Annotated in this window: 19 protein-coding genes; 10 read left to right on the top strand and 9 right to left on the bottom strand. The window is 64.7% G+C overall.

Annotation, left to right across the window (positions count from 1 at the left end):
• Positions 1 to 184: 184 nt before the first annotated feature.
• Complete coding sequence (gene hglS / locus CH268_RS12425) at positions 185 to 1570, top strand: 2-oxoadipate dioxygenase/decarboxylase (RefSeq protein WP_255182374.1); 1386 nt, start codon at positions 185 to 187, stop codon at positions 1568 to 1570.
• 24 nt (positions 1571 to 1594) lie between these two features.
• Here hglS and CH268_RS12420 read toward each other — a convergent pair whose 3' ends face one another.
• The gene (locus CH268_RS12420; protein ID WP_027494666.1) at positions 1595 to 2581 is read right to left on the bottom strand and encodes an alpha/beta hydrolase; all 987 of its coding nucleotides are present in this window, start codon (positions 2579 to 2581) and stop codon (positions 1595 to 1597) included.
• A 210-nt stretch (positions 2582 to 2791) separates the two neighbouring features.
• Here CH268_RS12420 and CH268_RS12415 point away from each other — a divergent pair, with 210 nt between their 5' ends.
• Complete coding sequence (locus CH268_RS12415; protein ID WP_080966137.1) at positions 2792 to 3244, top strand: MarR family winged helix-turn-helix transcriptional regulator; 453 nt, start codon at positions 2792 to 2794, stop codon at positions 3242 to 3244.
• Positions 3241 to 3627 carry a DUF5313 family protein gene (locus CH268_RS12410; RefSeq protein ID WP_032367853.1) on the top strand — a complete coding sequence of 129 codons (387 nt, stop codon included), beginning with the start codon at positions 3241 to 3243 and terminating at the stop codon, positions 3625 to 3627. The genes CH268_RS12415 and CH268_RS12410 overlap by 4 nt, the downstream gene beginning before the upstream one ends.
• A gap of 8 nt (positions 3628 to 3635) precedes the next feature.
• Here the strand turns inward: CH268_RS12410 and CH268_RS12405 are convergent, their stop codons facing one another.
• On the bottom strand, positions 3636 to 6011 hold the full coding sequence (locus CH268_RS12405; RefSeq protein ID WP_141215141.1) for an ATP-binding protein: 2376 nt from the start codon (positions 6009 to 6011) through the stop codon (positions 3636 to 3638).
• A 122-nt stretch (positions 6012 to 6133) separates the two neighbouring features.
• On the opposite strand from CH268_RS12405, the gene glgX reads away from it, so the two are divergent.
• A complete protein-coding gene (gene glgX / locus CH268_RS12400) occupies positions 6134 to 8176 on the top strand; it encodes a glycogen debranching protein GlgX (RefSeq protein ID WP_094664307.1) in 2043 nt (680 codons plus the stop codon).
• Here the strand turns inward: glgX and CH268_RS28430 are convergent.
• From CH268_RS28430 to CH268_RS12380, 5 genes are all read right to left on the bottom strand, one after another.
• Positions 8107 to 8292: an aromatic-ring hydroxylase C-terminal domain-containing protein gene (locus tag CH268_RS28430; protein WP_327212954.1), complete on the bottom strand. Its 186-nt coding sequence runs from the start codon at positions 8290 to 8292 to the stop codon at positions 8107 to 8109. The genes glgX and CH268_RS28430 overlap by 70 nt on opposite strands.
• A gap of 61 nt (positions 8293 to 8353) precedes the next feature.
• Positions 8354 to 9868: an alkaline phosphatase D family protein gene (locus CH268_RS12395; RefSeq protein ID WP_057472482.1), complete on the bottom strand. Its 1515-nt coding sequence runs from the start codon at positions 9866 to 9868 to the stop codon at positions 8354 to 8356.
• 168 nt (positions 9869 to 10036) lie between these two features.
• The gene (locus CH268_RS12390; protein WP_032384182.1) at positions 10037 to 11743 is read right to left on the bottom strand and encodes a glycerol-3-phosphate dehydrogenase/oxidase; all 1707 of its coding nucleotides are present in this window, start codon (positions 11741 to 11743) and stop codon (positions 10037 to 10039) included.
• Complete coding sequence (gene glpK, locus CH268_RS12385; RefSeq protein WP_032367858.1) at positions 11740 to 13257, bottom strand: glycerol kinase GlpK; 1518 nt, start codon at positions 13255 to 13257, stop codon at positions 11740 to 11742. The genes CH268_RS12390 and glpK overlap by 4 nt, the downstream gene beginning before the upstream one ends.
• Positions 13254 to 14108 carry an MIP/aquaporin family protein gene (locus CH268_RS12380; RefSeq protein ID WP_027494674.1) on the bottom strand — a complete coding sequence of 285 codons (855 nt, stop codon included), beginning with the start codon at positions 14106 to 14108 and terminating at the stop codon, positions 13254 to 13256. The genes glpK and CH268_RS12380 overlap by 4 nt, the downstream gene beginning before the upstream one ends.
• A 122-nt stretch (positions 14109 to 14230) precedes the next feature.
• Between CH268_RS12380 and CH268_RS12375 the strand changes: the two genes are divergently transcribed.
• The 5 genes from CH268_RS12375 to CH268_RS12355 all read left to right on the top strand — a co-directional run bounded on the left by CH268_RS12375 (position 14231) and on the right by CH268_RS12355 (position 19022).
• On the top strand, positions 14231 to 15211 hold the full coding sequence (locus tag CH268_RS12375) for a sugar-binding transcriptional regulator (RefSeq protein WP_027494675.1): 981 nt from the start codon (positions 14231 to 14233) through the stop codon (positions 15209 to 15211).
• Positions 15212 to 15352: 141 nt separating this feature from the next.
• A complete protein-coding gene (locus tag CH268_RS12370; RefSeq protein WP_094664305.1) occupies positions 15353 to 16600 on the top strand; it encodes a DUF6745 domain-containing protein in 1248 nt (415 codons plus the stop codon).
• A 68-nt stretch (positions 16601 to 16668) separates the two neighbouring features.
• The gene (locus CH268_RS12365) at positions 16669 to 17124 is read left to right on the top strand and encodes a hypothetical protein (RefSeq protein WP_027494677.1); all 456 of its coding nucleotides are present in this window, start codon (positions 16669 to 16671) and stop codon (positions 17122 to 17124) included.
• Positions 17125 to 17263: 139 nt separating this feature from the next.
• The gene (locus tag CH268_RS12360; RefSeq protein ID WP_094664303.1) at positions 17264 to 18595 is read left to right on the top strand and encodes an MCE family protein; all 1332 of its coding nucleotides are present in this window, start codon (positions 17264 to 17266) and stop codon (positions 18593 to 18595) included.
• A 67-nt stretch (positions 18596 to 18662) separates the two neighbouring features.
• Positions 18663 to 19022: an STAS domain-containing protein gene (locus tag CH268_RS12355; protein ID WP_094664301.1), complete on the top strand. Its 360-nt coding sequence runs from the start codon at positions 18663 to 18665 to the stop codon at positions 19020 to 19022.
• On the opposite strand, the gene CH268_RS12350 is transcribed toward CH268_RS12355, so the two are convergent.
• A complete protein-coding gene (locus CH268_RS12350) occupies positions 18999 to 20156 on the bottom strand; it encodes a PP2C family protein-serine/threonine phosphatase (RefSeq protein WP_371828749.1) in 1158 nt (385 codons plus the stop codon). The genes CH268_RS12355 and CH268_RS12350 overlap by 24 nt on opposite strands.
• Positions 20156 to 20956, bottom strand: coding sequence for an alpha/beta fold hydrolase (locus CH268_RS12345; RefSeq protein ID WP_027494681.1), 801 nt, complete (start codon positions 20954 to 20956; stop codon positions 20156 to 20158). Before CH268_RS12345 ends, CH268_RS12350 begins: the two co-directional genes overlap by 1 nt.
• An 86-nt stretch (positions 20957 to 21042) precedes the next feature.
• Here CH268_RS12345 and CH268_RS12340 point away from each other — a divergent pair, with 86 nt between their 5' ends.
• Positions 21043 to 22095 carry an NAD(P)H-binding protein gene (locus CH268_RS12340; protein WP_176457929.1) on the top strand — a complete coding sequence of 351 codons (1053 nt, stop codon included), beginning with the start codon at positions 21043 to 21045 and terminating at the stop codon, positions 22093 to 22095.
• Positions 22096 to 22109 lie beyond the last annotated feature (14 nt).

Below are 22109 nucleotides of genomic sequence, written 5' to 3'. Positions count from 1 at the left end.
GTGTTTTCGCTCCTTTTCGGTGCCGTGTGCAGGCACCTCTCGCATGTCTGCTCCAGACTGCGCGCAGGCGAACGTGCGGGTCTTGTGTGATCGCGCACACATTGTGCGGTAGATGCGCACAGTCGCGAGAGTGCAGCAGGCAGCCGAACGGGTTCCGTGCCGGCACCGAAAGGCGCAGTATGAGGTGGTGAACGTGACACCGACGCAATTGCGAGCGCAGTTCGCCCTTCGTCTGTCGGCTCTGTACGGGCGGGAGGTTCCCGCGTACACGACGCTGTTGGATGTCACCGCGTCGATCAATGCCGACACGATGCGCACCAGCGGTGCCGATGCGGAACGTTTCGGCTCCATCGATCGCGTCACCGCCGAGCGACACGGGGCGATTCGTGTCGGCAATGCACGTGAGATGTCGCAGGTGGCACTGATATTCGGTGCCATGGGCATGTATCCGGTGGGTTTCTACGATCTGCGTGACACTGCGTCGAGTTCGATTCCGGTGGTGTCGACAGCGTTCCGGCCGATCGATCCGGCCGAGCTGGCCATCAACCCGTTCCGGATCTTCACCTCGATGCTGGTGGCGTCGGATCGACGGTTCTTCGACCCGGATCTCGGCCGTCGCCTGACGGAATTCCTCGACCGCAGAACACTGTTCCCTCCGCTACTGCTCGAGCTGGCAGCCACGTGCGAGAGGGACAACGGCCTCGCAGCGGAGGAGTCCGCTACCTTTCTGGACCTCGCGACGGCGGCGTTCGCGTTGTCGACCGACCCTGTCGACAGAGCGTGGTACCGCGAACTCGAGGCAGTCTCGGCGGTGGCCGCCGACATCGGTGGTGTCTCCTCCACCCACATCAACCACCTGACACCGAGGGTTCTGGACATCGATCTTCTGCATCGCCGTATGGGAGAGCACGGGGTGGCGATGATCGACACCATCCAGGGCCCTCCTCGTACGTCCGGTCCCGGATTGCTGTTGCGCCAGACGTCGTTCCGAGCGCTGGACGAGCAGCGGATGTTTCTCGACGAGAACGGCAACGTCGAACCCGGCCATCTACGGGTGCGGTTCGGCGAGGTCGAAGCCAGGGGCGCGGCAGCTACCTCACTCGGACGACGTCGCTACGACGAGTATCTGGATCGACTCGATACCGAGGAACCCGAGGACGCGTCCGCACTGTGGTCGTCGCTGGTGCCGGACGACGAGACACTGTGGATGGCAGAAGACCTCGCCTACTTCACCTTTCGAGTCACTGGGACCAACCCGTCCGCTGCAGACCGGGACGGTGGCCTCGTCGATCTGGTCAGGTCGGGTGTTCTCGCGGCCGACCCGATCGTGTACGAGGACTTCCTGCCCAAGTCGGCGGCGGGCATCTTCAGGTCCAATCTCGAATCCGACGGCACCCGCAATTCCGACAACACCGCGGCAGCCTTCGATGCGGAGGCGATGGAAAGCGTTCTGGGACGGACCCTGCACGACCCGTACCGGACCTACGGCCGCCTCCGAGACGAGTCGGTGACGCGAGTCGAGAAGCACCTCGGCCTGACGAAGCCGCTCGACTGCCCCTGGACCCACTGAGCAATCGGCCCGAGATACCGAGTGTCAGCCCGAGATACCGAGGGATCCGGCGAGGGTCGGCCAACTCTTCGGTAGCTGCTCCACCCAGTACGGCCACGAGTGCGTTCCGGTCTCGGTGAAGTCGAACGTTGCAGGAATGTTCAACTGGCCGAGCCGATCCGCAAGTCGGTGTGTGCAGTAGTTCGACCCGACCTCGATGAGGCCACCGACCACCACCCTGTCCCATCCCGCTGCAGTGTCGAAGCTTTCGTGACGTCCGGGAGCGCCGGTTCCCACCGACACGTAGACATCGGTACCGCGCAGACTTTCGGCATTGGCCACCGAATCATGTTCGGCCCACGCAGGATCGAAGGGTCCGCCCCACATGTTGTCGGCATTGCCGCCGAATGCTCCGACGATGGCTCGAATACTGGCCTGGCCCAACGGTTCGGCGGACGCGAAGCAGCCGCTGTACGACGCCACGCCGGAGTACACGTCCGGATTACGTGCGGCGAGCATCATCGCCGATTGTGCGCCCATCGACAGGCCGGCGATCGCGTTGCGGCCGTTGCCGTCCACGGCCGCGTCGATCAGCGGAGGCAGTTCCTCGGTGAGAAACGTTTCCCACTGGTATCGGCCGAGTTTCGGGTCGTCGCGCTGCCAGTCGGTGTAGAAGCTTCCTGGCCCGGCCAACGGCAGGACGACGTTGACGTTCTTGTCGGCGAAGAACTCCGCTGCCTGCCCCTTGCGCAACCACATGCTGTTGTGCGGATCCTCTTCGCCGATGCCGCTGAGCATGTACAGCGTCGGACGCGGTCCGCTTTTCGCCGCGGGTGTGAGCACCTGCACTTCGACGACGGCTCCCATGGCGGGTGAGTCGACCTTCAGCGTGCGCAGCGTGTCGGATGTCAGGACGGTGTCGACGATGCGGGCGGAGGGGGCAGCCGGCTCGGCGGATGCGATACCTCCCGAGGCGATCGACAGGGACAACGCTGCGACGAAGACAGTGGTGGAGATGCGTCGGCGACGCATGGCGATCCTCTCGGGATTATCACGGTAAGGGTGAATCGAGGTGCAGCATTGCACAATTGCGCGCCCGGTAACACGTTGTGGGCAAACTTTCACCACTGCCGCAGACTCGATACCCGATCGAGGTGGCGAACCTGAACCTCCGCCCTTTTTCGTCTCTTGAGTCGCACACGAACAATTCGTGCACTAATCAATTCTGATACTCTGGCCATCGTGACCACCACCGAGGATCCACTCGCGCTCGATCGCCAGGTCTGCTTCGCCCTGGCCGTCACCAACCGGGCTGTGCTGTCGGTGTATCGGCCGTTGCTCGAACCGATGGGCCTGACCCATCCGCAGTATCTGGTGATGTTGGCCTTGTGGGGCGAGTCGCCGATGTCGGTCAAAGCGATCGGCTCAGCGCTGCAACTCGACTCGCCCACCCTGTCCCCACTGCTGAAGCGTCTGGAATCGATGGGGATGCTCACCCGCACCCGCAGCACGGAAGACGAGCGCATTCTGCTCGTATCCCTCACCCCCGCCGGAGCCGCTCTCCGCGCCGAGGCCGAAAAGATTCCATCCGCGGTCGTGGCGAGACTCGGTGCGTCACTCGACGAACTGGAGCAGTTGCGCCGCGTCCTCACTCGCGTCAACGACGCGGCGATCGCAGCAGGAGCACTGACATGAGCGCACGACCCCAGCGCACCCGTCCGAACGCCGGCCAATGGTTGGGCTACGCCGTCCTGGGCCGCAAACTCCCCGACTCCATGCAGGATTGGGTTCGACGCGACCTCGTCGGCCCCGGCGCGACACCGCGTCACATCCTGCGCTCGATGATCCCGTTCCTGCCCATCTTCATCGGGTTCTTCGTGCTCTTTCCCGGCGCGATCTGGTTACGTGCCTCGATGGTCCTGTTGGCCCTGCTGCTCGCGCTGTTCTACACCGCCGCATACATGGACCAGAACCGCGCCCGTCGTCTCGAGATTCACGGACTGCCCGCCGACCTGAAGAGCGAGAAGAAAACGGCGGAACTCGAACGCGAACGCGAGAACTACCGCCGCAACCACTGACCGGCCGGTCAGTGCTCGCGGGCGAGGCCTGCGGTGAAGTCGTCGGCGATCATGACGGCCAGATCCCGCGTCTTGCGGTTGGTGTTCTGTGAGAGTTCGGTCAATTGCGTGAACGCGGCTTCCGCGTCGATGCGGTACACCGACATGAGGATGCCGACGGCTCGGCCGATCGTGCCGCGGGTCTCGAGCGCCGTACGCAGTGTCGCGGCCTGATTGCCGCTCTCCGCGATCAGCTGCTCGCGCATCCGTGACAGTTCGAGGTGCACGCGAACGCGCGCGACGAGTTCGCGGTCGTGGAACGGCTTGACGATGTAATCGTCGGCACCGCGCCCGAGTCCGTCGAGCACAAAATCCGTTCCCGCACGAGCGGTCAACAAGATGACCGGCACTCGCTGCAACTCGGCGTCACCGCGGATGTCGTCCACCAGATCCAGACCACTGCGCCCCGGCAGCATGACGTCCGAGAGCACGAGCCCCGGCAGCATCGTCCGGGCACGATCGAGAGCGGTCTCGATGTCCCCCGCTGTCGAGACGGACAACCCTTCGTCGGTCAGCAGGCGCGCGAGGTAGTTGCGCATGTCGACGTTGTCCTCGACGAGCAGGACGTCTGCGCGACCGGTCGTCTCGGGAACGGGCTCGATCGAGGGGAAGATCGCCGAGATCGGATCGGCCGGAGCGCCGGGTCGATCGACAGCGGCAGCTTCTGCGGGCAACCGGGGCACCTGCACGGTGAAAGTACTTCCCCGGCCCACGTCGCTGTCGACGTCGATGCGTCCGTTCAGAGCGGTCAGCAGGTCCGTCACCAGGGCAAGCCCGATTCCGGACCCTTCGATGCTGTGCGCGCCTTCTCGTTCGACGCGGTGGAACCGGTCGAAGATTCGAGGGAGGTCCTCGGCCGGAATTCCCAGTCCGGTGTCTGTGACCACGAGCCGGACGGTGTTCTCGTCCGCGACCAGACGAACCGACACCCGTCCGGCCGGGGTGTACTTGACGGCGTTGGCGACGAGGTTGAACACGACCTTCGACCACATTTCGGCGTCGGTCAGGACCACGACGTCCTCTGCCGCATCCACGACGAGCTCGAGCCCCTGCGCCGACGCGACGGCCGAGAACATCGTCGCGCAATCGCGGGTCACCGAGCCGAGGTTCACCGGCTCGGGTCGAGAGACGAGTCGGCCGGCCTCGGCATTGACGATGTCGAGCAGGTCGTCCACCAACCTGCGCAGCCGCATCGACGCGCGATGAACGACGTCGAGTGATTCGCGGTCGTTCGCGGCCAACACCGAAGCAGCGTTCTCGCGTACCGAATCGAGCGGGCCGGTCAGCAACGTCAGCGGGGTGCGGAATTCGTGCCCGACGTTCTCGAGCAGCCGAGTCTTCGCAGCATCGGCGTCGGCCAAGGCCGCCACCCGGCTGCGCTCCATCTCGAACGCGTGCGAGGCCGTCAATGCGGTGGACAGGCGTTCGGCGACGACGACGCAGAACGAGGTGAAGGCATCGTCGATCACCCGATGGCTGCTCACTCCGATCAACAGCGCCCCGACCGGCTGAACCCGACCCGCCATCGTCAACGGTACGACGACGGCCTGCGGAACGTTGCCGTCCACCTGCACGGTCGCGCAGGCGACCGTACCGTCGGCAACTCGAGAGATGTCGGCGCACTCCCACGTCGCAGCGTCGTACCCGGCGTCGCCGCCGGTCACGACACATTCCACCGGACCGTCCGCATTCAGATCTTCGCGGAGGTAACCGGCGACGAGGGGAAACTCCGACGCTTCCGCCGCGAGCACGCCCACTGCCGCACGGCAGATGTCCACGGCACCGTCGGTGTCGTTGCCCGTCAGCGTGCCCAGGCTCAGCAACGCCTGCATGCGGCGTTCGCCGAGGAGCTGCTGGGTGACCTCCGACGTCGCGACGAACACGCCGAGGACCGCGCACTCGGGACCGTGAATCGGACTGTACGAGAAGGTCCAGTACGTCTCTTCGAGGAACCCGTACCGATTCATCATGAACCGTTGGCGAGCACCGTGCACCGCAGTGCCGCCGTCGACGACCTGATGAGCCAATGCGCCGATCTCGTCCCAGATCTCTGCCCAGCAGTCCCTGGCCGGCTGCGCTGCGGCGGCGGGAAACTTGTCACCGAGAAAATCGGTGTACGAGTGGTTGAAGATCTGGACCAGGTGCGGCCCCCACCAGATCAACATCGGGATGGTCGACGGCATGACCGTGCGGATGGCCGCGATCAATTCGTACGGCCATTGCTCCACCGGTCCCAGCTCCGTGCAGCTCCAATCCAGCTCGCGAAACCGAGCCTCGGTGGCATTGTCACCGGGAAACAGCTCGTCGAGCCGAGCCGAACCGGGATCGGGTACTGCGGGATTCATGGCCTCGTCCTTAGTCACATGCGGCCGTAGGTCAAGGACGGGCGCAAACTCCTCGACGATTCTATCCGAGCACCAGGTGGGCGAGCGTTTCGCTCACCTGCGCCGGGGGTAATCGACCGCTCATGCCCACCTCATCCAGTCTCCCGTATCCCCTGGGCGTCTCGCGTCTGTCCGACGACGGTGCCAACCTCGCCGTCTACTCCGAAACAGCCGACTCGGTGTCCGTCGTCGTGATGAACGACGACGGAACAGAGCGCAGTACAACACCGTTGACGCTTCGCACCGGTCACGTCTTCCACGATCTGGTGCCCGATGTCACGCCGGGAACGCGATACGGTCTCCGCGTCGACGGCCCGTGGGATCCCGCCTCGGGACTGCGCCACAACCCGGCGAAGCTACTGCTCGACCCGTACGCCACGGCCGTCACCGGCCAGGTCGACTGGAACGAGTCGGTGTTCTCGCATCTGCATGCAGAGCCGGAGACCCGCAACGACGAGGACTCCGCACCGCACATGCCGTATTCCGTTGCAGTGCAATCGAACTTCGACTGGACCGGCGACGAGGCACCGCGCACTCCGCTGGACCGCACTGTCGTCTACGAGGTCCACGTGAAGGGCTTCACCGCCACGAATCCCGATGTTCCCGAGGACATTCGAGGAACATACGCCGGGCTGGCCCACCCCGCCGCGATCGCGCACCTGAAGCGTATCGGCGTCACCGCAGTGGAGCTGTTGCCCATTCATCAGTTCGTCCAGGATTCACACCTGCTCGAAGAGGGCCGCCGAAACTACTGGGGCTACAACTCCATCGGCTTCTTCGCCCCGCACAACGAGTACGCCAGCACCGGCGACACCGGCGGCCAGGTGGACGAATTCAAGGCACTGGTCAAGGCGATGCACGAGGCCGGTATCGAGGTCATCCTCGACGTCGTCTACAACCACACAGCAGAGGGCAACCACCTGGGACCGACGTTGTCGCTCAAAGGAATCGACAACGGCTCGCACTACCGACTCGTCGACGACGACCGCAGCGCCTACTACGACACCACGGGCACCGGCAACAGCCTCAACGTCGGACATCCCGCGGCGCTTGGCCTGATCATGGACTCGCTGCGGTACTGGGTCACGGAGATGCACGTCGACGGATTCCGTTTCGATCTCGCGAGCACCCTGACCCGTCAGGACTCCGGCCTCGACGTCCACAGCGCGTTCCTCGATCTCGTACACCAGGATCCGACGCTCGCGCCGGTCAAACTCATCGCCGAGCCCTGGGACACCCAGGGCTACCAGGTGGGCGGGTTCCCGGCCCGGTGGTCGGAGTGGAACGGTAAGTTCCGCGACGACGTTCGTGACTTCTGGCGCGGTGAGGACGGCGCGTTGTCCGCTCTGGCGCAACGTGTCACCGGCAGCCCCGACGTGTACGAGAGCACCCGGCGCCCGACCTTGGCGAGTGTCAACTTCATCACCGCCCACGACGGCTTCACCCTGGCCGACCTCAACTCCTACGACGAGAAGCACAACGAGGAGAACGGCGAGGACAGCCAGGACGGCGAATCCGACAACCGTTCGTGGGGATGTGGTGCCGAGGGCCCGACCGACGACGAGGGCGTCAACGCACTCCGCGCCCGCCAGCAGCGTAATCACCTTGCCACACTGCTCCTTTCGGCCGGCGTCCCGATGATCCTCGGCGGCGACGAACTGGGCCGAACGCAGAACGGCAACAACAACGCGTACTGCCAGGACAACGAGGTCTCCTGGTTCGATTGGAGCACGGTCGATCAGGATCTCGTGGACTTCACCACCCATTTGATCTCGCTGCGTGACGAGCATCCGGCGTTGCGTCCCACCTGGTTCCGGCACGACAGCGACTCCGAGGAGGACGGGGCAGGACCCGATACGGTCGACTTCTACCGCGCCGACGGTCAAAAGATGGTCGACGAGGATTGGTCCGACGCCAACGCACACAGCATTCTCATCCTGATGCGTGCGGGCGAGGGAGACGCGGCGTTCGCCTGGATGGTCAACGCCTCACCTGCGACAGTCGAATTCACGCTGCCGGAGGGCAAGTGGAGTCAGTCGACGTCGAGTGATCCGGATCAGGCGTACGAGGCGGGCGGACCGTCCATTCTGATTCGCGAGCATTCGTTCACGTTGCTGCAGGGCTGATCGGTCCATTGTTCGAGAATCTGTAGCCACTCCTCCGATTCGGAGCGTCCGGCCCACGCGATGTATCCGTCGGGCCGGACGAGGACGGCGGGGCCGCTGTCGGTACGGCGGACGATGTCCGTTCGCTTGCAGTCGTTTTCGCCGACTTGACCCCGACGAATCGACGGACCCGAGCGATCAGGCGGCAGGCAGTACCTTCGTGAACAGCACGGCCCCGGTCGCGTCGCAGAGGTTGACGGTCAGATCGCGCGAGTCCCCGTCGATGAGCACCTCACCGAAATGCTGAAACGCGTCGAGTGGCGACGCGTTCGGCTCCGGTGGCGCGTGCACGAACACTGCTTCCGGGCCGAACGTGCCGTCCAAATCGTTGGGGCCGAACGCGCCGGCGTTGAGCGGTCCGCTGACGAATTCCCAGAACTCGCGAAATTCCTGGTAGGCCGCGCGCTCCGGCGAATAGTGATGCGCTGCTGTGTAATGCACGTCGGCGGTGAGCCAGACGGTGCCGGTGACGTCGTTCCGGTCGATCGCGGTGAGCACCTGCGCGATGTCGGTCTCACGGCCCAGCGGCGCACCGGGGTCGCCGTTGCCGACGCCTTCCTGCGCGTCCTTCCCATCAGGCACGACGAGTCCGAGGGGCAGGTCGTTCGCGATGATCTTCCACGTCGCGGTGGAGCGGGACAGCTCGTCGATCAACCACTGACGCTGCGCCGAGCCGAGGATCTCCCCTGACGCAGCGGTGTTCGCACCGTTCGCATCCTTGTACGTGCGCATGTCGAGGACGAAGACGTCGAGCAGCGGCCCGTAGGCGATCTTGCGGTACACCCGGCCGTCGACGGCTTCTGTGGGCGCGATGGGCAACCACTCGTGAAACGCCTGCAACGCTCTCTGCGACAGCAGGTCCACATCCTTCACCGTGTATTGCTCCAGGTCGAGGATCTCACCGGGATACCAGTTGTTGACGGTTTCGTGATCGTCCCACTGGACCATTTGGGCGACAGACGAATTGAAGCGGCGGTAGTTGTCGTCGGTGAGATTGTAGGCGTATTGGCCGCGGTACTCGTCGAGCGTCTCGGCGACCTTGGACTTGGCCTCGCTCATGGTGTTTCGCCAGATTCGGCCGTCGGGAAGTGTCACGCGCTCCTCGAGCGGGCCGTCCGCATAGATCACATCGCCGCTGTGCAGGAACAGATCCGGCTGCCTGTCGGCCATCGCCGAGAAGATCGTCATACCGCCGATGTCGGGGTTGATACCGTAGCCCTGGCCTGCGGTGTCGCCACCCCACAACAGGCGGATGTCGGATGGGCCGTCAGGAGCTGTGGAGAACATTCCGGTGACGGGCTCCGACGTCGCACCGTCCTCGCCCTCGAGCGTGACGCGATAATGAACCTTCTGTCCCGCAGGCAATCCGGTCAGGCGCAGCACTCCCGTGCCGTCCGACTGCGGGGTCAGCAGTGGCCCGCGCATCGTCGTCACCGAGGAGAACGAGTCCGTCGCGGACGTATCGACGATCATCGTCGCCGGAGTATCGGAACGTGCCCACACCAGCGCTCCGTCGGCACGCACATCACCGCTGGCGACGCCGTGTGTCAGCATCGGCCGGGTGCGAACCAACGCCGGGCTGCACGCCAGCACGGGCGTGGCAGCGGCACCGAGAGCGGCATATCTGAGGAGGGATCGACGGGTGAGCTGCATACCCTCCACCGTCCAGCATCGACATGAACGGCTCGTAGCGCCCAGGAAGACAGACGATTTCCGCCGCAACTCGTCACGCAGTCCGATGAGGAACGCGGCCGCAGGATCGGAAGACACAACCACCGATCCCGACCCTGCGGCGCTACCTCACCGAACCGCCGTGAGGGGTCAGCTCACCCCGGCGCGCACGTCCGGTGCCCCGAGCCTGGCCGCATCGGCAGTCTCGTCGTCGGGCTGTTGCTGTGAATCCCGTTCTGCCAGAACACGAAGACGGTAGTGCTCGATCTCCTCGGCCCGGTGCTGATCGTCCCAGCCGAGAATCGGAGCCACCAGCCGAGCCACTTCCTCGGCTGCCGCTTCACCACGATCGGGAACCTCGATGGAGATGCGGGTGCGCCGGGTCAGGATGTCCTCGAGATGCTGCGCGCCTTCGTGACTCGCGGCATAGACGACCTCTGCCTTGAGGTACTCCGGTGCGCTGTCGAGAGGCTTACCGAGTTCGGGATCGGCGTCGATCAGATCCAGCACCTCACCCATCAGGGTGCCGTACCGACCCAACAGATGCTCGACGCGTGAGACCCGCATGCCGGTGCGCTCGGCCGTCAGATTGCGGGAGTTGTACGCCCCGAGGTAGCCGTCGGCCCCGACGAGTGGGATGTTCTCGGTGACACACTTGGGCACTGTGCGTTCGAGTCCGTGCACCGCAGCATCCACTGCGTCCTTGGCCATCACGCGGTAGGTGGTGTACTTGCCACCGGCGATGACGGTCAGTCCTCGCACCGGGCTGGACACCGCATGCTCGCGGGAGAGCGTGCTGGTGGAGTCGGACTCTCCGAACAGCAGCGGCCGCAGACCTGCGTAGACCCCGACGACATCGGCGCGGTCCAGTGGATCGGCCAGCAGCTTGTTCACGTGCCCCAGGATGTAGTCGATGTCGCTCTGGCTCGCGGCCGGGTGGGCGAGATCGAGCTTCCAGTCGGTATCGGTGGTGCCGATGATCCAGTGGCTTCCCCACGGGATGACGAAAAGCAGGCTCTTCTCGGTGCGCGTGATGATGCCCGTGGCGCTGTTGATGCGGTTGCGGGGCACCACCAGGTGCACGCCCTTGGATGCGCGAACCTGGAACTGTCCACGCCCGCCGACCATCTGCTGGACCTCGTCGGTCCAGACACCCGCGGCGTTGATGACCTGCTTGGCACGCACCTCGAACGAACGACCCGTTTCCAGATCGCTCGCCACGACACCGACGACCTTGTCGTCCTCCCGAAGGAAGCCCGTGACGCGAGTGCTGTTAGCGCACAACGCACCATAGGCGGCCGCGGTCCGCGCAATCATCATCGTGTGCCGAGCGTCGTCGACCTGGCCCTCGTAGAACTTCACCGCACCGCGAATCGCCGACCGCTTACCGGAAGGGAAGGATTCGAGCGTCTTCTTCTTACCGAGATGCTTGTGATGACTCGGTACGCCGCGTCCGGCACCCATGACGTCGTACACGCCGATGCCGAGCCCCACGTACGGACGGTCGATCACCTTTTCGAGCGGATAGATGAACGGGACCGGCCGAGCGAGGTGCGGGCACAACGTGTTCAGCACGAGCGAGCGCTCTTTGAGGGCCTCGAACACCAGCGAGAAGTTGAACTGTTCGAGGTACCGCAGACCGCCGTGGAACAGCTTGCTCGAGCGACTGGACGTGCCGGCCGCATAGTCGCGTGCTTCGAGCAGTCCGACCTTCAGACCACGCGTCACCGCGTCGAGAGCCGTTCCCGCGCCGACGACGCCGCCGCCGATCACCAGGATGTCCAGCTCTTCGGCTTCCATCCGTGCGATCGCCTCGGCGCGCGCGGTTGGACTCAAAGCCGTTGTGGTGGAACTCATTCTTCATCAACCCAATCGAGAGTACGTGTCACTGCCTTCTTCCAGCCGGCGTACAGCTTTGCCCGCTGGTCTTCGTCCATGGACGGTGTCCATGTCTTGTCCTCGGCCCAGTTCTGGCGAATGTCGTCCTCGCTCGCCCAGTACCCGACGGCGAGGCCTGCCGCGTATGCCGCTCCGAGAGCGGTGGTTTCGGCTACGACGGGCCGCACCACGTCGACGTTCAGGATGTCGGACTGGAACTGCATCAACAGCTCGTTGACGACCATTCCGCCGTCGACCTTGAGCACCTCGAGGTCGACACCGGAGTCGGCGTTCATGGCCTCGATGACCTCGCGCGTCTGGTACGCGGTGGCTTCGAGTACGGCACGGGCCAGGTGGCCCTTGTTGACGAATCGCGTCAATCCCACGATGGCACCGCGAGCATCGGCACGCCAGTGCGGAGCGAACAGACCCGAGAACGCGGGCACGAAGTACGCGCCGCCGTTGTCGTCCACCGAACGCGCGTCGGTCTCGATGTCCGCAGCCGAGGAGATCATGCCGAGGTTGTCCCGCAGCCACTGCACGAGCGAACCCGTCACCGCGATCGAGCCTTCGAGCGCGTACACCGTCGGCTGGTCGCCGATCTTGTAGCAGACGGTGGTGAGCAGGCCGTTCTTGCTCATGACCTTTTCGGTGCCGGTGTTGAGCAGCACGAAATTGCCTGTGCCGTAAGTGTTCTTGGCCTCACCGGGAGACAAGCAGGCCTGCCCGAAGGTGGCAGCCTGCTGGTCGCCCAGAATTCCGGAGATCGGCACACCGCGGAACGGTCCGCGTTCACGGCCGGTGCCGTACACCTCGGAACTCGACCTGATCTCGGGCAGCATCGACATCGGAATGCCCATGTCGGCGCAGATGCCCTCGTCCCACTGCAGGGTGTCGAGATCCATCAACAGCGTGCGCGACGCGTTGGTCGGATCGGTGTAGTGCAATCCGCCGTCGGTTCCGCCGGTCATGTTCCACAGCACCCAGGTGTCCATGTTGCCGAAACACAGCTCTCCCGCTTCGGCTTTGGCCCGTGCACCGTCGACGTTGTCGAGAATCCACTTGATCTTCGGCCCGGAGAAGTAGGTCGCCAACGGCAGACCGGTCTTGGCGGTGTACTTGTTGGCATCGCCGCCGCCGAGTGCGGTCGCGATGCGATCGGTACGGGTGTCCTGCCAGACGATGGCGTTGTAGATCGGCTTGCCCGTCTCGCGATCCCACACCAGTGCCGTCTCACGCTGGTTGGTGATACCGACTGCGGCGATATCCTCGCGCGTCAGATCCGCTGCGGCCATGGCACCGGCCGCGACGGCGCGCACGTTGTCCCAGATCTCCGACGCGTCGTGCTCGACCCAACCGGCCTGCGGGAAGATCTGCTGGTGTTCCTTCTGATCGACGGCGACGACGGTGCCCGCGTGATCGAAGATCATGCAGCGTGAGGACGTGGTTCCCTGATCGATCGCGGCGACGTACTTTCCTGCGAACTCGGTCATGGCTTCTCTCCTGTGGTCTGGGTGTCTGCTGGGAGTCGTGATGGCGGCTCGGGCGTCGAACCTTCTTGTTTGCGTAGGTTCTTCCCGATCAACAGGTCGTACAGGAACACTCCTATCGGTCCACCTACGAGAGGCCCGACGATCGGCACCCAGAAGTACAGGCCACCGTATTGATCTCGCCACGCTCCACCGTAGCCCGTGATGTACGACGCCAGGCGAGGTCCGAAATCTCGAGCCGGGTTGATCGCGTAGCCGGCGTTGGTGGCCCAGGCGAATCCGATGGCGACGACGATGAGGCCCACGATCAGAGGAGCCATGTTGGCCATCGGCGCGGTGCCGAGCGAATCGGTCACGGCCACGATGAGGAACAGCAGAATGGCGGTACCGATGATCTGGTCGATCAGCGCCGAGGACACACTCACCGGCAGTGTCCCGTTACCGGGCAGTGTCGAGAAGATGGTCTGGGTGGCGGTGGTGTGCCCGGGGTCGACCGCGTTGATCATGTCGTTGTAGTTCCAGCGCACCAGCAGTGCGGCCACGAAGGCACCTGCGGTCTGCGCGAGGATGTACGGCGCAACCATCTTCCAGCTGAATCCGCGGAAGAGTGCGAACGTGATGGTCACCGCGGGATTGAGGTGCGCGCCGGTGATACGGCCCGCGACATAGATACCGAACATCACGCCCAGCCCCCACGCCCAGGCGATCGAGTCGTGACCGCCGAGGCTGCCGGACTCACCACCCGAGACCACCTGAGCGACGACGCCGACACCGAACAGAATGAGAATCATGGTTCCGGCGAACTCCGCGGCCATGTGCGCCGGTAGCCCCCATTCCGGTTCCTTACGTGCCATCTTTCAGCCTCCACACAGTCAGTGATACACGCCACATTGCGTGCCATTTGCCACGGTAGACGGCCTGCACTGCGTTTCACAGCTGATGCACATATGTGCAATTCGGTCGTACACTGGTGCCGGTGACGGACACCGGCATCACTCCTGAATCCGACCTGCGGACCGGCCATGCCACCCAGGCGGCGCGGCTGTACTACTTCCAGGACATGACGATGGCGGCGATCGGCCGTGAGCTGGGCGTATCTCGTTCGACAGTCTCACGACTCATCACGTTCGCGCGGGCGTCGGGACTGGTGGAAATCAAGATCTCCACCCCACTCGGTCAGGCACCGCGGATCGAGCGTGCATTCGCCGATCTGTACGACATTCGTGCACACGTGGTGCCGGTCGCGGAGACGGTCGACGAACTGCAGCGTCTCGATCGGGTCGCGACCTTCGCCGGCCGACTGCTGACGTCGTTCTTCGAGTCGGACATGGTGATGGGCGTCGCCTGGGGAACCACCGTCAGCGCCGTCAGCCGCAAGCTCGCCCCCAAACGGACCCACAACTCGAGCGTGGTGCAACTGAACGGGGCAGCCAACATGCGCACCACGGGGGTCTCGTATGCCACCGACATCATCCGGACGTTCGCCGACGCGTACGGGGCTGCGGCACAGGGATTTCCGGTCCCCGCATTCTTCGACTATCCGGAAACGAGACAGCACCTGTGGCGCGAGCGCAGCATCAGGCGCGTGCTCGAACTTCAGGATCGCATGAACCTCGCCGTCTTCAGCATCGGCGTCATGAGTGGAGCCGTTCCGAGTCACGTCTACAGCGCCGGCTATCTCGAACGCGAGGACAGAGCCGAGCTGCAACGTGACGGCGTCGTCGGCGACATCGCCACGGTGTTCCTCCGATCCGACGGCAGCTACAACCGAATTGCGTTGAACGACAGATCGAGTGGGCCAAGTCTCGATCGGCTCAAGGCCGTCCCGCGCAGAGTCGCCATCGTGGCGGGAGAGTCCAAACTCGACGCCCTCACCGCCGCACTGCGCGGTGGCCTGATCACCGATCTGGTGATCGACGACATCAGTGCCGCGAAATTGGTGTTGCGCTCGCGCTGACCCATGTGAGTGGAAACTCGACCCCTGCTACGAACTTCCGCGCACGTGGGCAACCCTTGCGCTCGGCCGAATCTCGTGTCACTCTTGGTTCATGACAACAGGAAAGGCGGACACCGCCTCACCGAAGTGAGCGCCGTGCCGATGCCGTCGACATTCCCCCGTCGAGGCACATTCTCCGAAGATCCCGATTCCTACGCCGAAGACATCCGCGCGGTCTGTGCGCAACGCGACCGGTGGCTCGATTACGGACTGAAAGCCGGCCCAGCCGACAGATCTGTCGCGGAACATGCTGTGGCACAACTGTATCGATCTGCCGGGTTCGACGAGCCCGAGTTCCATTGGGTGCCGTCGCCTCGGGCTGCAGCGACCTTCATCGCCGGCAGACACTTGGCGAGAACACCGTCGATATCCACCGCCGGCACCGAGGTGGACGCCGCGATCGCGACCATGTTGTCCGACTCCCGGCACCGCATGGACCGCATCATCGAGCGCCGCCACATCGAATGGCCGCGGGAAGACCGGTGGAGCACAACCAACGGCAGCAACGACTTTCGAGTCCGCGGCATCGTCGCCCGCGGTACCCCGATCGAGGCGGCCCTCGCCGGTATCAGCCCGGATCCCATCATCGACCGGACCGTCCGTACGTCGTTGCACACCAGCCTGTTCGACGGAATTGCCACTTCCATCCGCACGACCACTCCCCGCCCGTTCGGCTCCATCACCTGGTACGGCCAACAGGAAGCCCATCGCGTCGCCTACTACGACGCTTTCCGTCGCCACGGCCTCGCCCGGTTCTCCTTCGAAGACGTCGAACTACTCGACGTCCAAACCGCCCTCATCGAGTCGACGGGCTGGTGGTGGGCGTTCGAGAACATCGCAGTGATGGCAGAACGGCCCACCTCCGTATACGTCGAACCGCTACCCGATTCACCGCACGGTGAAGTGCGGCTGCACAATTCGGAGGGCCCGGCCGTGGAGTTCGCCGACGGCAGCGCAGTCCACGTACTGAGCGGCACCGTCGTTCCGAGCTGGGTGATCGACAATCCCACGGTCGACCGCATCACCGTCGAACGCAATGTCGAAGTGCGACGAAGCGCCATCGAACGGATCGGCTGGGACACCTATCTGGAGCAGGCGGGCCTACGCCTCGTCGACACCGGCCACGATCCGGGGAACCCGGGCTGCACCCTGGAGCTGTACGCAGCACCGGAGGGCTGGCAGGACGGGGGACGAATTCTGCTCGCCGTCAACGGTTCCCGTGAACGCGATGGCCGGCGTCGCCGCTACGGCCTGCGGGTCCCCGCCGCCTTCACCTCCGCCATCGACGCGGCAGGCTGGACCTACGGTCTGGCCGGAGCCGACTATGCCCGGCTCCTCCGCCGTACGTGACTCCGCACGAACTCCATCGATACCCACACCACAACTACCCACCCCAACGACCAACCACAGGTGACCCCATGAACTCGAACATCACGCTGTCCACTCTCACCGACCGCACCGGTCTGGATGTCTTCGACTACCTCGACAAGGAGATATCGGTGCCCGTCGTCAACGGGTCGCAGGCCCAGGGAGATCTGATCGTCGTCCCGCTCGCCGTACTCGACGGCATCGTCGTCACCACCGAACGGACACGACACGAGACCGTGCCGTTGTCCGGCATCGAACTACTCCGCAGTGCGGCGGGCGGCAATCCGCACAGCCTCGTCGCCGACGGCCGCGGATGCACGTGGTCGAGTCCGGTGCACGACGTTCGACGCCTCGCTCTGGGCATCCTGAGCAACTCGGAGACCGCCTACCTCATTCACCCCGAACACGGGGCCACCGGAATTGCACCCGGCCGATACGTCATCGGTCGTCAGCGCGAACGCGGCGGAGACGGCTGGTTCTCGTCGACGCAACTGATCGCAGACTGACACACCGACTGCGTGTGATCTGTATCGCATCACCCGGGCACTGATAGGTGCATCTCAGAAGGGGCGTCGGAGCAGTAAGTGTGACTCTATGTAGCACTAAGGTTCGCGTCATGACTGCTGTTGTCGCACAGACCGTCGCATGACCGGCGCCCCTTCGCCGGTGCAGAACCGTCTCCTCGGAATCGGACTGGTCGTGCTCATCGTGGTGTTCGTCGGGTGGAGTGTCACCTCGTACAACAAGACATTCGTCGACGTCGTGACCGTCTCCCTCGAGACCGACAGCGTCGGCAACGCGCTGCCCCGCAATGCCGACGTCAAGGTGCGCGGCATGATCGTCGGCGAGGTCCGATCGGCTACGACCACCGACGGCGTCGTCACCTCGGAACTGGCGATCGAGCCGGACAAAGCGCCGATGATCCCCTCGAACGTCACGGCTCGCCTGCTGCCCAAGACTCTCTTCGGTGAGCGGTACGTCGCGTTGATTCTGCCGGACGGCAAGCCCGGTTCGCCCATCACCGAGGGCACCGTGCTGAAGCAGGATCGCAGCGGAAATGCCATCGAGGTGGGGCAATTGCTCGACGGCCTGCTGCCGTTGCTCCAAGCCGTGCCGCCACAGGATCTCTCGAACACCCTCGGCGCACTGGCACAGGGGCTCAGCGGCCGCGGAGAACAGCTGGGCCTGACGATCGATCGGCTGGAGAACATCTTCTCCGGACTGAACACCGAACTCCCCGCCATCCAGCAGGACCTACGCGGATTGGCGGACTTCTCCCAGACCTACGCCGATGCAGCTCCCGAGTTGGTCAGCGCTCTCGACAATCTGCGGACCACCGGCAACACCGTCGTCGAGAAGCAATCCGCGCTCGCGACGCTGTACACGTCGGTGTCTTCCGCCTCGAACACGACGGCCGGCTTTCTCGAGGCGAACTCGACGCAGCTGATCGGTCTCGCCGCGAATTCGCGCGAGGCACTCGAAGTGCTGGCCGAGTTCTCCCCCGCCCTGGGTTGCACGGTCGCGCAGTTCGCCGAAGGGGCCCGACGCGGCAGGATCGTCACCGGCGTCGGCGACGAGTATCCCGGCATCAACGTCTCGATGCCGTTCGTCAATCCGAAGGGTCGGTACCTGCCGAACCAGGACGAGCCACGGCTGTTCGAGCAGACCCGCGGACCGAGCTGCTACACCCCGCTCGACCGCAATGCGGGCGAATACTTCCCGCAGTACCCGGGTGGGTCACCCAATGACGGCTCGTACCAGGTACCGACCAGAAACCCGGGCGAGCAGAACATCCCGGTGCTCTCGGCTCCGCAGCTCTCTCCTGTTCCCGCCTCGTACGCGGGCTCGGTCACCGAGCAGCAGACCCTGGCCGTCATCTACGGCGGTGCCACCGGAATCGCACCGGAGGCCGTCCCCTCCTGGACCACGACGGTGGGCGCGCCTGCGCTTCGAGGAACTCAGGTCACGCTCCGCTGACACCGCCTGATTGAATGGTCCGCATCCCCCGTCGACGAGCGCGGCGGGTAACGATTCAGGAGTACAGATGCCAGTCGACACGAACGCCGCAGGATTCTCGATCCAGTCCTTCAACGACGGGCGCGCGGCCGTCATCTCGGTAGCGGGCGAGCTCGACGTCACCACCGCTCCGGCACTGTCCGAGGCCATCACCGCACAGACCGCGACCGGCCCGGCTGCACTGATCGTCGACCTGAGCGGAGTGTCGTTTCTGGCCTCGGCGGCCATGACCGTTCTCGCGACGGCGCAACAGGATCACGGCGAGTCCCTGTCGTTCTCGGTCGTCGCCGACGGACCGACCACCAGCCGGCCGATCAAGCTGATGGGCTTGGATCAGGAATTCACCCTGCACGCCGACCTGGCGTCAGCCCTCGCTGCCCTCGGCTGAGTTTGGGGCCGGGGATACGCCCAGTGCCATCACGGCGGCGTCGTCGGCCAGACCGTCGCCGAAACTGCGCAGCAGCAACCGCAGATCGTCGACGATCGCTGCCGGAGTCGCCGGAGCGTGCGCCGTCGCGAATTCCAGCAGGGCACCGTCGTCGTCGTATCGGCCCCGGCCGACTCGCGCTTCGGTGAGACCGTCGCTGTAGAGCATCAGGGTGTCCCCTGCTTCGAGCGTGACGGTCGCCGGAACGAAGCGAGCGTGCCGAAGTATTCCGATCAGCTGGCCGCCCGTCATGGTCACGTAGTGGGCGGTGCCGTCGGCACGAAGGACCAGCGGTGGGGGGTGCCCGCCACTGGCCATCGATACCTCGAATCCGGTGTCCGTTCGGCTCAGAATGCCGAAGACCGCAGTGCAGAACTGCGCATTGGCATCCCGAAACTCTTGTCGCAGAACAGAATCCAAATTCTGCAGCACCGCGACGGGGTTCTCGTCGTACACCGCTGCCGCGCGCAACGTGTACCGCGTCAGCGACGTCACAGCGGCCGCCGATGCACCTTTGCCACAGACGTCGCCGAGAAAGAAGCCCCAGCAGTCGTCGGACAACGGAAACAGGTCGTAGAAGTCGCCACCCACCTCGTCGCGGGACGCTGCCCGGTAGTGCGCCGCGGCGGTCATCCCCGACGGCGGTAGCAGAGCAGGCGGCAACAGCGACCGCTGCAGCGTCTTGGCCAACAGTTCTGCACGCGTGCGTGATTGCAGCAATTCGCGCTCGTAGGTACGGCGATCGCGAGCGTCGAGCGCCGTGATGCGGATCAGTACCGGCCGGCCCTCTGCGTCGATCTTGACGTTCGCCGTGATGAACACCGGCAGCCGTCGGCGATCAGCCGTCACCAGGTCCAGTGCAATGCCGTCGAGCTTGCCGTTCATCAACAGCATCGGCCCGAAGTGGGTCTCGTAGTGGATCCGTCCACCGACGGTGAGCAGCTCCCCGAAATCGGTGCCGACCAGCGCGTCGACCTCGAAGCCCAGCCAGGTTGCCAGCGTCGAGTTCAGTCGCGCGATCCGCATGTCGGGGCGTACGGACAGGTACCCGCATGGCGCATTCTCGTACAGGTCCTCGACATCGAGGTCATCGATCACGACGGTCTCACGAAGTCCGCGATGGTCTCGGCCGTCAGTTCGGGTGCGGTGATCTGCGGGCAATGGCCACTGACGTCGAGCGTGATGCGGACGCTCCCCGGGATCTGTTCGTGCACGAACCGGCCGACCTGAGGCGGAGCGAGCGAGTCGCGCGCACTGTCGATGATCAACGTCGGCACCGGTACTGCAGGCAGATCCGCCCGGTTGTCGGACAGAAAGGTGGTGCGGGCGAACACCCGTGCGCACGCCGGATCGGTTCGGCACACGCTCGCGGTCCACATGTTCTCGAGTTCCGGTCGATCGGGTGCGTTCACGACCACCGATGCCATCGATGCGGACCAACCGAGGTAGTTGCTGTCCAGCGATTCGAGCAGTTCGTCGATGTCCTCTGCACTGAAGCCGCCGCGGTAGTCGCCGTCGTCGATGTACCGGGGGGACGGAGTCAGCAGAATCAACTTGGTGAATCGATCGGGCGCAGAGGTGGCGGCCAGCACCCCCATCATCGACGCCACCGAGTGACCGACCAACGTGACGTCGGTCAGGTCGAGTTCCTGCGCTATCTCGACGATGTCGGCGGCGTACGTGCTCATGTGGGCGTATCTCTCGGCGTCCCAGGCCGCCGGGTCCGATGCCCCGGCCCCCACGTGGTCGAACAGGACGATCCGGAATCGCGAAGCCAGGATCTCGGTGACGCCTCGCCACAACGTCTGGTCGCAGCCGAAGCCGTGCGCCAGCATCACGACCGGGCCGTCGGCAGCTCCGACGACTTTCACGTTGTTCCTGATGCGCGCACTCACCTGCACAGTGTGTCATCCGGCACCGGAAGCGGGGAGTGAGACTGCCCGGACAGGGTATGACCCCTGTCTACAGAAACGAGAATCTCATGCGAGTGCTGGTCACCGGCGCAACCGGATACATCGGATCTCGGCTGATCCCCGTGCTTCTCGAACAGGGCCACGAGGTACACGCCGCGATGCGTGACCCCAAGAAGAAGTCGCGTTTCGCCTGGGGTGCGCACGTGACGGCAGTGCACTTCGACCTCGACGACCACGACAGCTTCGACTCCGCTACCGAGAACGTCGACGCGGTGGTCTACCTGGTTCACTCGATGGACGAGGGCGATTTCGTCGAGAAGGATCGCCACGCGGCGCAGTCGATGGCCGCTGCTGCGGAACGCAACGGTCTCCAGCGAATCGTCTATCTGTCCGGACTGATTCCCGACGACGGCACTCCGCTGTCGGATCACCTGCGCTCCCGACTGCAGGTCGAGGAGGCGTTCCTCGACAGTTCCGTCGATGCCACCGTCCTCCGGGCCGCCATCATCCTCGGTTCCGGATCCACGTCGTTCGAGTTGGTGCGACGCATGACCGAGCGACTGCCGGTGACGCCGATTCCGACGTGGATGCGCAGACAGGTACAGCCGATCGCCGTCGTGGACGTCGTCGCCATCATCGCCCGCGCCCTCGGCGATACAGCCCGTCCCGGATCGTTCGACATCGGCGGCACCGAGACGATGAGCTACCCGGAACTCCTGCAGGCGTACGGCAACGTCGCCGGTCTGCGCCGCGCGCAGATTCCGGTGCCACTGCTGCCGACGGGGCTGGTCGGCCGCGCGGTCGCGACCATCACCGCGATGCCACCCGGCACCGTGATCTCGTTGGTGGAGAGCCTGACCCACGACATGGTCGTGCGACGCGGAAATGCCGCGACGGAAGTGTTCGCAGAACCGGATACGACGTTGCTCAGTGTGCGGGAGGCCTTGGAACGCTCCATCACGGTGGCAGCCGAGGAAGGTACGGACGCACACGCCGATCCTCAGGCCGCAGCCGACACCGATCCCGACTGGGCAGGCGGAGTCGTCGACATCGTCGACGGCACCGTGCGACAGCGTCCGTCCGGCATCGCGGGCAAGGTCCAGCTCGGAGCGACCCGCTAGCCGGTGTCGCTGTC

This window comes from Rhodococcus sp. 06-1460-1B (genome assembly GCF_002258475.1).
GTDB classification, from domain to species: domain Bacteria; phylum Actinomycetota; class Actinomycetes; order Mycobacteriales; family Mycobacteriaceae; genus Rhodococcoides; species Rhodococcoides fascians.
This window is presented reverse-complemented; position numbering and strand designations above follow the sequence as displayed.

Coding starts and splice junctions, on each gene's coding strand:
- CH268_RS12420 (WP_027494666.1), bottom strand. CDS start 2,581: ATGCGTCGCCGACGCATCTCCACCACTGTCTTCGTCGCAGCGTTGTCC.
- CH268_RS12410 (WP_032367853.1), top strand. CDS start 3,241: ATGAGCGCACGACCCCAGCGCACCCGTCCGAACGCCGGCCAATGGTTG.
- CH268_RS12405 (WP_141215141.1), bottom strand. CDS start 6,011: ATGAATCCCGCAGTACCCGATCCCGGTTCGGCTCGGCTCGACGAGCTG.
- glgX (WP_094664307.1), top strand. CDS start 6,134: ATGCCCACCTCATCCAGTCTCCCGTATCCCCTGGGCGTCTCGCGTCTG.
- CH268_RS12395 (WP_057472482.1), bottom strand. CDS start 9,868: ATGCAGCTCACCCGTCGATCCCTCCTCAGATATGCCGCTCTCGGTGCC.
- CH268_RS12390 (WP_032384182.1), bottom strand. CDS start 11,743: ATGAGTTCCACCACAACGGCTTTGAGTCCAACCGCGCGCGCCGAGGCG.
- glpK (WP_032367858.1), bottom strand. CDS start 13,257: ATGACCGAGTTCGCAGGAAAGTACGTCGCCGCGATCGATCAGGGAACC.
- CH268_RS12380 (WP_027494674.1), bottom strand. CDS start 14,108: ATGGCACGTAAGGAACCGGAATGGGGGCTACCGGCGCACATGGCCGCG.
- CH268_RS12370 (WP_094664305.1), top strand. CDS start 15,353: ATGCCGTCGACATTCCCCCGTCGAGGCACATTCTCCGAAGATCCCGAT.
- CH268_RS12365 (WP_027494677.1), top strand. CDS start 16,669: ATGAACTCGAACATCACGCTGTCCACTCTCACCGACCGCACCGGTCTG.
- CH268_RS12360 (WP_094664303.1), top strand. CDS start 17,264: ATGACCGGCGCCCCTTCGCCGGTGCAGAACCGTCTCCTCGGAATCGGA.
- CH268_RS12355 (WP_094664301.1), top strand. CDS start 18,663: ATGCCAGTCGACACGAACGCCGCAGGATTCTCGATCCAGTCCTTCAAC.
- CH268_RS12340 (WP_176457929.1), top strand. CDS start 21,043: ATGCGAGTGCTGGTCACCGGCGCAACCGGATACATCGGATCTCGGCTG.